Annotated in this window: 7 protein-coding genes; 6 read left to right on the top strand and 1 reads right to left on the bottom strand. The window is 75.0% G+C overall.

Features of this window, described 5'->3' with window-relative positions:
- Positions 1 to 16: 16 nt before the first annotated feature.
- The 3 genes from shbA to FH715_RS16045 all read left to right on the top strand — a co-directional run bounded on the left by shbA (position 17) and on the right by FH715_RS16045 (position 3381).
- Positions 17 to 592, top strand: a complete 576-nt coding sequence (gene shbA / locus FH715_RS16035) for an RNA polymerase sigma factor ShbA (protein ID WP_281259638.1) — start codon at positions 17 to 19, stop codon at positions 590 to 592.
- A gap of 98 nt (positions 593 to 690) precedes the next feature.
- Complete coding sequence (guaB, locus tag FH715_RS16040; protein ID WP_139645802.1) at positions 691 to 2196, top strand: IMP dehydrogenase; 1506 nt, start codon at positions 691 to 693, stop codon at positions 2194 to 2196.
- 69 nt (positions 2197 to 2265) lie between these two features.
- The gene (locus FH715_RS16045; protein ID WP_139645804.1) at positions 2266 to 3381 is read left to right on the top strand and encodes a GuaB3 family IMP dehydrogenase-related protein; all 1116 of its coding nucleotides are present in this window, start codon (positions 2266 to 2268) and stop codon (positions 3379 to 3381) included.
- A gap of 24 nt (positions 3382 to 3405) precedes the next feature.
- Here FH715_RS16045 and FH715_RS16050 read toward each other — a convergent pair whose 3' ends face one another.
- Positions 3406 to 4632 (bottom strand): nucleotide sugar dehydrogenase, encoded by a 1227-nt coding sequence (locus FH715_RS16050; RefSeq protein ID WP_139645806.1) that lies wholly within the window; start codon positions 4630 to 4632, stop codon positions 3406 to 3408.
- A 291-nt stretch (positions 4633 to 4923) separates the two neighbouring features.
- On the opposite strand from FH715_RS16050, the gene FH715_RS16055 reads away from it, so the two are divergent.
- The 3 genes from FH715_RS16055 to FH715_RS16065 all read left to right on the top strand — a co-directional run bounded on the left by FH715_RS16055 (position 4924) and on the right by FH715_RS16065 (position 12312).
- The gene (locus FH715_RS16055) at positions 4924 to 6654 is read left to right on the top strand and encodes a glycerol-3-phosphate dehydrogenase/oxidase (RefSeq protein ID WP_139645808.1); all 1731 of its coding nucleotides are present in this window, start codon (positions 4924 to 4926) and stop codon (positions 6652 to 6654) included.
- A 121-nt stretch (positions 6655 to 6775) separates the two neighbouring features.
- The gene (locus FH715_RS16060; RefSeq protein ID WP_139645810.1) at positions 6776 to 9082 is read left to right on the top strand and encodes a serine/threonine-protein kinase; all 2307 of its coding nucleotides are present in this window, start codon (positions 6776 to 6778) and stop codon (positions 9080 to 9082) included.
- Between the two features lie 359 nt (positions 9083 to 9441).
- A complete protein-coding gene (locus FH715_RS16065) occupies positions 9442 to 12312 on the top strand; it encodes a protein kinase family protein (RefSeq protein ID WP_139645812.1) in 2871 nt (956 codons plus the stop codon).
- Positions 12313 to 12417 lie beyond the last annotated feature (105 nt).

Genomic DNA, 12417 nt, shown 5'->3' on the forward strand with positions numbered 1-12417 from the left:
GGTGCACCATGGACCGATGCGCGATGACGACACCTCGGCGATCGCCGCCCTGGCGCATCGTGCGGCCACGGGCGACGCCCAGGCCACCCACGACCTGCTGGCCCATGTGCACCCGTTGGCGCTGCGCTACTGCCGGGTCCGGCTCTCCCGACTCCCGGGCGAGGCGCGGCACTTCGTGGACGACCTGGCCCAGGAGGTGTGCCTGGCGGTGCTCTGCGCGCTGCCGCGCTACCGGGACACGGGCCGCCCGTTCGACGCCTTCGTCGTCGCCATCGCCCAGCACAAGGTCGCCGACCTCCAGCGCGCCGCGCTGCGGCACCCCGGCAGCATGGCGGTGCCCTCGGACGAGATGCCCGAGCGGCCCGACGACTCGCTGGGCCCCGAGGAGCGCGCGCTGCTCAGCAGCGACGCCGAGTGGGCCAGGAAGCTGCTGGCCAACCTCCCCGCCCATCTGCGTGAGCTGGTGCTGCTGCGGGTGGCCGTCGGGCTGACCGCCGAGGAGACCGGGCACCGGCTCGGGATGTCCCCCGGCGCGGTGCGGGTGGCGCAGCACCGGGCGCTGACCCGGCTGCGGGCGCTCGCCGGACGGTAGGCCGTCCGGGTGTTCCGAGGGTCGTAAGCTGGACACCCCGGCCGAGTGAGCCCGAGGGGAGTGTTCGGATCGTTCGGTTCATTCGGAAAAGTGGTGTCATGACTGATCACGTGGGCGAGGTGCCGCAGAAGTTCGCGGCGCTCGGGCTGACCTTCGACGACGTGCTGTTGCTGCCCGGCTCGGCGGATCTGGCACCCGACGAGATCGACACCTCCTCGCGGATCTCGCGCAACGTCCGGGTCAACGTTCCGCTGCTCTCCGCCGCGATGGACAAGGTCACCGAGGCCAGGATGGCCATCGCGATGGCCCGCCAGGGCGGCGCCGGGGTGCTCCACCGGAACCTCTCGATCGAGGAGCAGGCCGCCCAGGTCGACCGGGTGAAGCGCTCGGAGTCCGGGATGGTCACCGACCCGATCACCATCCGGCCGGACGCCACCCTCCGCGAGGCGGACGAGCTGTGTGGGCGCTACCGGATCAGCGGCGTGCCGGTGACGGACGAGTCCGGCCGGCTGCTGGGCATCGTCACCAACCGCGACATGGCCTTCGAGACGGACCGCTCCCGCGAGGTGCGGGCCGTGATGACGCCGATGCCGCTGGTCACGGGCCAGGTGGGGATCTCCCCCGAGGAGGCCGTCGAGCTGCTGCGCCGGCACAAGATCGAGAAGCTGCCGCTGGTCGACGGCTCGGGCCGGCTCAAGGGCCTGATCACCGTCAAGGACTTCGTCAAGGCCGAGCAGTACCCGAACGCGGCCAAGGACTCGGAGGGCCGGCTGATCGTCGGCGCCGCCGTCGGTGTGGCGGGCGACGCCTACGAGCGGGCCGAGGCGCTGATCGAGGCCGGCGTGGACTTCGTGGTGGTGGACACCGCGCACGGCCACTCCCGGCTGGTGCCGGAGATGGCCGCCAAGATCAAGGGCGCCCACGCGGGCGTCGACGTCGTCGCGGGGAACGTGGCGACCAGGGACGGCGCCAAAGCGCTGGTGGACGCCGGCGTGGACGGCATCAAGGTGGGCGTGGGCCCCGGCTCGATCTGCACCACCCGGGTGGTCGCCGGCATCGGTGTGCCGCAGGTGACCGCGATCTACGAGGCGGCGCTCGCCGCCCGTGAGGCCGGCGTCCCGGTCATCGGCGACGGCGGCCTCCAGTACAGCGGCGACATCGCCAAGGCGCTGGTCGCCGGCGCGGACACGGTGATGCTCGGCAGCCTGCTGGCCGGCTGCGAGGAGTCCCCCGGCGAGTTGCAGTTCATCAACGGCAAGCAGTTCAAGTCCTACCGGGGCATGGGCTCGCTCGGCGCGATGCAGTCGCGCGGCGAGCGCCGTTCCTACTCCAAGGACCGCTACTTCCAGCAGGGCGTCGGCGACGACGACAAGCTGATCCCCGAGGGCATCGAGGGGCAGGTGCCCTACCGGGGCCCGTTGGCCTCCGTGGTCCACCAGCTGGTGGGCGGGCTGCACCAGTCGATGTACTACCTCGGCGGGCGGACCGTGCCGGAGATCAAGGAGCGCGGGCAGTTCGTGCGGATCACCTCGGCCGGGCTCAAGGAGAGCCACCCGCACGACATCCAGATGACCACGGAGGCCCCCAACTACTCGCGGCGGTAGCGGGCCCGGTGCCGCCGCGGCGGCATCGGTGATACTGGGGGGCGCACACCGTATGAAGGGGCTCTACCTGTGACTGAGATCGAGATCGGGCGTGGCAAGCGTGGGCGTCGTGCCTACGCCTTCGACGACATCGCCGTGGTGCCCTCGCGCCGCACCCGCGACCCGAAGGAGGTCTCGATCGCCTGGCAGATCGACGCCTACCGCTTCGAGCTGCCGTTCCTGGCGGCGCCGATGGACTCCGTCGTGTCGCCGAAGACCGCGATCCACATCGGCGAGCTGGGCGGGCTCGGGGTGCTGAACCTTGAGGGGCTGTGGACCCGTTACGAGGACCCGGAGCCGCTGCTCGCCGAGATCGCGGAGCTGGACGAGGAGCTGGCCAACCGCCGGCTCCAGGAGATCTACGCGGCGCCGATCCAGGAGGAGCTGATCTTCCGGCGCATCCGTGAGGTCAGGGACGCGGGCGTGGTCACGGCCGCGGCGCTCTCCCCGCAGCGGACGGCGCAGTTCTCCAAGGCGGTGCTCGACGCCGGCGTCGACATCTTCGTGATCCGGGGCACCACGGTCTCGGCCGAGCATGTCTCGGGCGCGGCGGAGCCGTTGAACCTCAAGCAGTTCATCTACGAGCTGGACGTCCCGGTCATCGTCGGCGGCTGCGCCACCTACACGGCGGCGCTGCACCTGATGCGGACCGGCGCGGCCGGCGTGCTGGTGGGCTTCGGCGGCGGTGCCGCGCACACCACGCGCAACGTGCTGGGCATCCAGGTGCCGATGGCGACGGCGGTGGCGGACGTGGCCGCCGCCCGGCGCGACTACCTGGACGAGTCGGGCGGGCGCTACGTGCATGTGATCGCCGACGGCGGTGTCGGCTGGTCGGGCGACCTGCCGAAGGCCATCGCCTGCGGCGCCGACTCCGTGATGATGGGCTCGCCGCTGGCCCGCGCCACCGACGCCCCCGGCCGCGGGCACCACTGGGGCATGGAGGCCGTGCACGAGGACGTGCCGCGCGGCAAGAAGGTGCACCTGGGCACGGTGGGGACGACCCGCGAGGTGCTGGCGGGCCCCTCGCACATCCCGGACGGCTCGATGAACTTCTTCGGCGCGCTGCGTCGGGCGATGGCCACCACGGGCTACTCGGAGCTCAAGGAGTTCCAGCGGGTCGAGGTCACGGTCGCCCGCTCGCGCTGAGCGACGGGGCGTTCGCCGGCCGGCTCACAGCCGGTGGGCGGCGCCCGCCGGGGTGACGCCCCTGGTGTCGAAGAGCAGCTGCGCCTTGGCGGCCAGGCCCTGGAGGTCGTAGGTGCCGTGGTGGTGCAGCAGCAGCGTCAGATCGGCAGCCGCCGCCGACTCGTACGGTGAGTCGGCGCGCGGCACCCGCCGGCCCGCCACCCGCCACTCGCCGACGCCCGGGTCGTGGAAGCTCAGCCGGGCGCCGAGCGTCATCAGCCGGGAGGCGATCTCCCGCGCGGCGCCGCGCTCCGGCTCGGGCAGCTCGGGGTCGGCGACGCCGAGCAGCAGGACGTCGGCGCCCCTGGCCGACTTGCCGTGCTCGTTGAGGAGCGCGGTGGCCCGGCCGGTCAGATAGCCGGGCATCCGCGCGTTGACCTCGTGGGCCAGGCCCACCAGCCGCAGTCGTTCGCCCGGGTTGACCGGCGCGTCCGGGCCGGCGACGCCGGGTCCCGGGCGGCTCACTCCGGTGGCGGGGGCGCGGGTCTCGGCGCAGCGGACGACGTCCCACAGGTCGATGCCCAGCTCGTGGCAGAACATCGCCATCTCGTTGATCAGCGCGGCGGAGACGTGCTGGACGTTGGTCTCCAGCACCTTCACCGTCTCCGCCTCGCGGAGGCCGCGGGCGCGCACCACCTTGTCGGTGAGCCGCCCGTAGAACGCGGCGGCGGCCTCGACGCAGTCGGAGGTCAGGCCGCCGATCACCCGGGGGACGGCGGCGGGGCCGCCGGCGGGCTGGGGGCCGGAACGGCCGGGGGCGTGCGCCAGTTGGAAGTCGCGCCCGGCGCGCAGCCCCGAGCCGCGCTCCAGCACCGGGCGCAGCACGCCCTCCGTGGTGCCGGGCGGCACCGTGGACTCCAACACCACCAGCGTGCGCGGGCGCAGCCGGGGCGCGAGCGCGGCGGCGGCCTCCCGCACGCCGGTGAGGTCGGGGGCGCCCCGGTCGTCGGGCGGGGTCGGCGCGCAGATCAGCGCGGTGCGGACCCGGCCCAGCACGACCGGGTCGCTGGCGGCGCGGAAGCCGCCGGCCAGCATCCGCCGCAGCGCGGGCGCGGAGAGCGAGCCGTCGGCGGGCGGGCGGCCCGCGTTCAAGCCCGACGCGAGCCGGGCATCCGGTACGAAGGCGACGGTACAGATGCCGGCGGCGGTGGCCGCCCTGGCGGCGGGCATTCCCATGGGCCCAAGGCCGAGAACGGCGAGATCAGCGGGCATACGCGGGCGGCTCCCTTCCCTTCTGCCGCTCCCCCCGGGGAGGGCATATGCGCTGCCGGTCAGGTTACGGGCATATATGACAGAAATGGTGGATTGTGTCGATCGGCGGGGCCGGGCGAGTGCCGGAGGGCGGCGCTCGGGCGGCGAGCCGGTCCGGCCTGGGGGACGCTGGAACGGCGTGCTGAAAGGGCGTCGGAAGACGAAGGCGGGACGGCGTTCCGGGCGGCCGGAACGCGGGGCCGATCGGGACCAGGGCACGGCGGACGCACACGACATGCCAGGGAGGCAGCGGTGAGGACAGCGACGCTAGGACCGGAACAGCGAGCCGAGGCACTGGCGCGGATGGCGGAACGGGAGCTGGACGTCCTGGTGGTCGGCGGCGGCGTCGTCGGCGCCGGCACCGCGCTGGACGCCACCACCAGGGGCCTGTCCACGGGCCTCGTCGAGGCCAGGGACTGGGCGGCCGGCACCTCAAGCCGCTCAAGCAAGCTGATCCACGGTGGGCTGCGCTATCTGGAGATGCTGGACTTCGGCCTGGTCAGGGAGGCGCTGCGGGAACGCGGGCTGCTGCTCGGCCGGATCGCCCCGCACCTGGTGCGCCCGGTGCCGTTCCTCTATCCGCTGCGGCACCGCGGCTGGGAGAGGTTCTACGCGGGCTCGGGCGTGGCGCTCTACGACGCGATGTCGCTCTCCTCGGGACACGGGCGTGGGCTGCCCACGCACCGTCACCTCAGCCGCACCAGGGCGCTGCGGGTGGCGCCCTGTCTGCGGAAGGACGCGCTGGTCGGCGCGTTGCAGTACTACGACGCGCAGGTGGACGACGCCCGGTTCGTCGCCTCCCTGGTGCGCACCGCCGCCGGCTACGGCGCGCGGGTCGCCAACCGGGCGCGGGTCACCGCGTTCCTCAGGGAGGGGGAACGGGTCGTCGGCGTGCGGGTCTCGGACCTGGAGAGCGGCAGCGGGAAGGGCGAGGGGGACTTCCGCGCCTACGAGATCAGGGCGCGGCAGGTGGTCAACGCGACCGGCGTGTGGACCGACGACACCCAGGCGATGATCGCGGAGCGCGGGCAGTTCCACGTCCGGGCCTCCAAGGGCATCCACCTGGTGGTGCCCAAGGACCGCATCCACTCCTCGACCGGGCTGATCCTGCGCACCGAGACCAGCGTGCTCTTCGTGATCCCCTGGGGCCGCCACTGGGTGGTCGGCACCACGGACACCGCCTGGGACCTGGACAAGGCGCACCCGGCCGCGTCCAGCGCCGACATCGACTATCTGCTGGAACACGTCAACTCCGTGCTGGCCACGCCGCTCACCAGGGACGACGTGGAGGGCGTCTACGCGGGGCTGCGCCCGCTGCTGGCCGGGGAGTCCGACGCCACCAGCACGCTCTCCCGCGAGCACACCGTCGCCCACCCGGTGCCCGGGCTCGTGGTGGTCGCCGGCGGCAAGTACACCACCTACCGGGTGATGGCCAAGGACGCGGTGGACGCCGCGGTCCACGGGCTGGACCAGCGGGTGGCGGAGTGCTGCACGGAGGAGGTCAGGCTGGCGGGGGCCGAGGGCTTCGCCGCGCTGTGGAACGCCAGGGCCAGGATCGCGGCCAGGGCGGGGCTGCACGAGGCGCGGGTCGAGCACCTGCTGCTCCGCTACGGCTCCCTGACGCAGGAGGTGCTGGACCTGATCGTCGACGACCCGCGCCTCGGCCGGCCGCTGCCGGCGGCCGACGACTACCTCAAGGCCGAGATCGTGTACGCCTGTTCGCACGAGGGCGCCCGCCACCTGGAGGACGTGCTGACGCGGCGCACCCGGATCTCGATCGAGACCTTCGACCGGGGCACCCGAAGTGCCCAGGAGTGCGCCGAGTTGATGGGAGGCGTCCTCGGCTGGTCCGACCGGCAGGTGGAACGTGAGGTGGAGCACTATCTGAAGCGGGTCGAGGCCGAGCGGGAGTCGCAGCTCCAGCCCGACGACCAGACCGCCGACGCCGCTCGGCTGGGGGCCCCGGACACCGTTCCGCTCTGACGCCCCGGCGGCCCGCCCGTGTTGATTCGTTACTGATCGACTCGGCCGGGCGGGTCGCCCGGCGCCCCGGATGTCATACGGATGGGTGACAATGGCCCGGGAAGCCGGAGGGGACGCACGCATGGGCCAGGACAGTGGGGCGAACGAGTCGAGGCTGCGCCGACAGCCGGACGAGGTAGAGGACGGCGGCACGGAAGCCGGCGCCTCGTCAGCGAAGGGCGGGGAAGCGGGCGTTGCCGAGGGCTCCGGCGCCGGGCGGGGCGCGGCGGGAGCGGCCCGGAGGCGGGACGAGGACGAGGCGGAGGACGCGTCCGACGGGGCTGAGGACGAAGCCGCCGGGGCGGACGACGCGGCCGAGGCGCCCAAGGACGGCGAGGACGAGGGCCGTTCGACCGGCGCGAAGGGCAAGGGCGGCGGCGCGGGCGGCCGTTCGGGCGCGGCGGACGTGGAGGACCGGCCGACCACCAAGGTGGCCCCGGGCCGCAAGGCGGGGGCGAGCAAGCTGCTCAACGGGCGCTACCGGCTGGGTTCCGTCGTCGGGCGCGGCGGCATGGGCACGGTGTGGCGGGCCAGGGACGAGGTGCTGGGGCGCTCCGTCGCGGTCAAGGAGCTGCGGCTGTCCGCCGGGATCGAGGACGCCGAGCGCAAGCGCATGATCACCCGCACGCTGCGGGAGGCCAAGGCCATCGCCACCATCCGCAGCCGGGGCGTCGTCACCATCTACGACGTGGTGGACGAGGGCTCCCGCCCCTGGATCGTGATGGAGCTGATCGAGGGGCGTTCGCTGGCCGACATCATTCGGCAGGAAGGCCCGATGTCCCCGCACCGGGCCGCCGAGACCGGTCTGGCCATCCTCGACGTGCTGCGGGACGCGCACCTGGCGGGCATCCTGCACCGCGACGTCAAGCCGTCCAACGTGATCGTCGCCGACGACGAGGGCCGGGTGGTGCTGACGGACTTCGGCATCGCGAAGGTCGAGGGCGACCCGTCGATCACCTCGACCGGGATGCTGGTGGGCGCCCCCTCCTACATCTCGCCCGAGCGGGCCAGGGGCGCCTCGCCGGGGCCGCCGGCCGACATGTGGTCGCTGGGCGCGCTGCTGTACTGCTGTGTGGAGGGCCGGCCGCCGTTCGACGAGGGCAGCGCGATCGCCACGTTGGCGGCCGTGATGCACGACCCGGTGCCGCCGCCCGCCCAGGCGGGCCGACTGGGCGGCCTGATCATGGAGTTGCTCCAGAGGAAGCCGGAGGACCGGCCGGCGGAGCCCCGGGTGCGGGAGCTGCTGAACGCGGCGCTGGCCGGGGACGAGGGCTCCGGGTCGACGACCGACCACCAGACGCTGTTGGTGGCCGGGGGAAGCACCCCGAAGCCGGGGGACGTTCCGGCGGTCTCGCGCGGGGAGGGTGCCGAGGGCGGTGCGGACGGCGAGGGCCGTAACGACGGCGCGAGGGCGAGGGGCGCGGGGGCTGCCGCGGGCGCCGGCGCGCGGCCGAAGGCCGGAGCCCGCGACCCGCGCACGCCGGCGCGGCCCGCGGCCCCGCTCGGTGCCGCCGGTGCCCCCGGCGGGCCGCGCACCCCGCCGCCGGCCGGGCGGCCGGGCGGCGAGGACGCGGACCGGCGGCGGCTGGTGCTGGCGATCGGCGCGGTGGCGCTGGCGCTGGTCGTGCTCGGGACGGCCGTCGTGATCTGGCTGACCAGCGGCGACGACACGAAGAACGAGGGCGGCCCGTCCGGGGAGCAGGAGCAGGGCGAGACCGAGGGGCAGCAGGAGGGCAACGAGCCGGGCCCCGAGGGCGGTTCGGGCGGCGACTCCGAGGGCGGCCCCGAGGGCGGCCCCGAGGGCGAGGAGGGCGGGGGCGACTCCGCGGGAGCGCCCGGCGACTCGGGCGGGGAGGACGGCGGGTCGGGTGACGACGACGGGCCGCCCGGCACGGCGCCGGAGAACGACCCGGACGCCGAGCCGGACGGACCCAGCGGCTACGCCGAGGTCGTGGACGCGGACTTCCACTTCCGCATCGCGCTGCCGCAGGGCTGGCAGCGGATAGGCATAGCCGGACAGAATTCGGGCGCCATCTACGCGGCGGAGTCCGGCAGTCCGGTCAAGCTCCAGGTGGACTTCAACGGCAGCCCCGGCTCCGACGCGGAGGACGCGTGGCGCGATCTGGAGCCGGCGGTCCGGAGCAACAGCGACGGGTACGAACCGCTGGGGATCGAGAGCGTCGAGTGGCGGGACTATCCCACGGTTGCCGACTGGCAGTTCGAAAGGGTGGAGAACGGGGAAAGAGTCCGGGTGCTCAACCGTGGCTTCAAGGTCGACGACGACCGGGGCTACGCGATCATGATCACCTGCCCGGCGGGCGAGTGGGAGGGAGGCTCGTGCGAGACGTTGCGGGAGACGGCTTTCCAGACCTTCCAGCCGCTGGAGTGAGCCCCGGCGGCCCGAGTTACGGCGCCCGGTGCTCCGGCGCCCGGTGTTCGGGCGCCCGGTGTTCCGGCGACCTGGGTGCCGCTGGCCCGTGTACGGCCGGTCCGTGACCCGGCGACCCGTGACCCGGCGACCCGGCTCCGGCCGCGTCCCGGGCGGCGGGGTCGGGGCGGCGGTGTCGGGCGTTCCCTCCACCACTGACCGGATCTGGCGGGAGATGACTGGTGCTGAACGAGGGCTGCCATAGGGCTGATTGGAACTGAGAAGAATCGTGAGTTGACAGACCGTAGCCGGACAGGCGTCCCGCGCCGTATCGTGTGGGAAGCCGTTCGCTGGGTGGGCACGCGGTGGGGAGGCGCAAGGTGGACAAGTACGCGGGGCGGTTGCTGGCCGATCGGTACCGGCTTCCCCCAACCCCGTCCGACGAGTTCGAGTTCGTCGAGTCCCGGGCCTTCGACACCGCCAGCGGCCAGGAGGTCCTGGTCCGCCAGGTGCCGCTGCCCGAGGTCGTCGACGCCGAGCTGGCCGACGGCGGCGGGCGCGGCCCCGGCGCGGACCGGGCGACCAGGACGCCGGACGACCCCGTCGTCCGACGGGCCGTCGAGGCCGCCATGGCGGCGGCGGCGCTGCCCGACCACCCCAGGCTCGACCAGGTCTTCGACGTCTTCGTGCAGGGCGACGGGCTGTGGATCGTCAGTGAGTTAGTGCCGTCGAGGCCGCTGGCCGCCCTGCTCGCTGAGGAACGACTCGGCCCCTACCGCGCGGCCGAGGTCGCCGCCGACCTGCTCGCCGCGCTGCGGATCGTGCACGCCCACGGCTGGACCCACCGCAACGTCTCCGCGCGTACCGTGCTGATCTGCGACGACGGCCGCGCCGTGCTGACCGGGCTGGCGGCGGGCGCCGCGGAGGAAGTCCTCTGCGGCTACGACCCGTTGCCCGCGCCCGACATCCCCGACACCTTCGCCGCCCACCCCCGCACCGGCGTCTCGCCGACCGGCCCCGCCGGCGGCCGGACCCCGGCGAAGCCCGCGCCCGGCGGCCCGCCCGCCGGGCGCTACGGCGCGCCGCCCGCCGGTGGCGGCTCCTGGGGCGACGACGCCCCGACGGCCGACGGCGGCCCGCGCCCCTCGGGCGCGGCGGCGCCCGACGCCGGAGGCCGGGCCGGCAACGGCCGGGCGCGGGAGGCCGGTTGGCCGCCGGACGGCGGCGAGACGGGCGGCGCGCCCACCGGCGCCGGGTACTGGGGCTCCGAGGAGCCGCGGTGGCCCGCCGGCTTCGCCGGGGACGAGGCGCCCGCCGATGACGAGCGGGGCGAGCCGGGCGAACGGGCGGAGCTGCCGCCCGGCTTCCAGGAGGGAGAGCCGGGGAGCGAGCTGCCCGACGGCTACCGGCGTTGGGACAACGGCCAGCAGGGCGGCCAGCGGGCCGGACGGCCGTCCGAGCGCGAAGGGCTGCCCACCACCTGGGACTTCGAAGGCGGCGAAGGCCCGCCGGGCGACCCGGGGCAGCAGCCGGGCGCCCCCGGCGAGCGCCCCACCACGGACCGCGCCGCGCGCAGCGGCGCCATCGCCGCCTACCGCGCCGGCGCGCGGGCCGGCGCGGCGCGCAGCGCCAGCATGTCCCCGCGCCCCCCGGGCGGCGAAGGCGCGGACGGCGCCCACGGCGGCGGCGCGGGGCCGACGGACCTGCCAGGCGCTCGGCGGCCGAGCGAACCGGTGCGCACCGGCTGGGAGTTGACCGAGCCGCCGCGCCCCAGGCCCCAGGAGGGGCCCCCGCACCCGCCCGCGGGGCAGGACGGCCACGACGTGTACGAGGGGCGCTTCGGCCCGGGCCCCCACGCGGGGCAGGGCGCGCGGGGCGGCCACGCCCCGGCGCTACCGCCCGCGCGGCGAGAGCCCTCCGGCGCGCCCCAGCCGCCGCCCGCCCCCCACGTCGAGCACGCGCCCCCGCCCGGCGAACGCGCGGCCGACGAGCAGCGCTACCGGGGTCCGGACAGCGCGTTGGCCGCCGAACGCGCCCGCCAGGCGCGGATCACCACCGTGGGCGCCGTCACCGAGCGCTGGGCACCCGAGCAGGCCGGTCCCGTCTACGAGCACTGGCGGCTGGCCCCGCCCGTCGGCCCGCCGGCGGACTTCTGGGCGTTGGGCGCGCTGCTCTTCCGCGCGGTGCAGGGCCACCCCGCCTACCCCGAGGACAGCGCGGCCGAGCTGGTGCAGGCCGTCTGCGCCGAGCAGCCCGCGTTCGCCGAGGACTGCGGCGCGCTGCGGCCCATCGTGGAGTCCCTGCTGCGGCAGGACCCGACGGAGCGGCCGAGCGCCGAGGCGCTGCGCGGCTGGCTGCGTTCCATGCTGCGCGGCGCGCCCGAGCCGGACGTCGGCCGCCGCACGGTCACCGCGCCGCCGCCCGCGTTGGAGCCGGGCCGCCCCTCCGACCCCCGGCGGCTGCCGATACTGCGCCGCCGCGGCGAGTTGGTCGGCCCGCGCCGGCGCCCGCGCCGGGAGCGCGGCCCGCGCCGGCTCGGGCGGGTGCTGCTGACGCTGGTGCTGCTCGGGTTGGCCGGCGCGGTCGCCTATGTGCTCGCGTTCGCGCCCGACGAGCGCGGCGAGGGCGACGCGACGGGGGAGAACACCCCGGACGTCGACCCCACGCCTGACGAGGCGGAGGACCCGACGGGCGGCGCCGGCGGCGCCGACGGCGAGCCCGAGGAGGAGCCGGACGGGGGCGAGCCCACCGAGGGCGCCACCCAGCCCTCGCCCAACGAGCAGGACAGCCAACCGGCCCCGCCGCCCGACGGCTTCGGCCTCGTCGAGGACGGCGCCGGCTTCACGCTGGCCGTCCCGGACGACTGGCAGCGCGAGGAGGGGCCGGAGCAGCGGGTCGTCTTCACCGACGGCGAGATAGAGATCGTGGTGGTCCCCGGCCGTGACAGCGTGGCCGACTTCGGTGACACGCCGATGGACTACCAGCTCACCGAGCAGCCCGAGTTGGCGGACTTCCGGGCGTACCAGTTCGGCTCGCAGAGCGGGCTGATCGAGACCAGGGTCGGCGACGTGCAGATGGCCGAGGGGGTCTTCGGCTGGCGCGAGGGCGGCGGGGAGCTGGTGGCGTTCAACCGCGTGCTGCTCATCGCCGGTGACTACCATGTGGTGCAGGTGCTCGGCCCCGACGACCTCAGGGACCGGGTGGCCGACATCTACGACGTGACAGCCGAGAGCTACCGCCGCGGCGGCTGAGCACGGACCCGAAGGTGGTTCGGGACCGCGGTGCCGCCGGTGGCCCGGCGGCCCGCCGGGCGTGGTGCCGGACACGGCAAGCGGAGCACGGGACAGACGGGGAAC

The sequence above is a fragment of the Streptomyces sedi genome, from assembly GCF_006335015.1.
Classification (GTDB): Bacteria; Actinomycetota; Actinomycetes; order Streptomycetales; family Streptomycetaceae; genus Streptomyces; species Streptomyces sedi.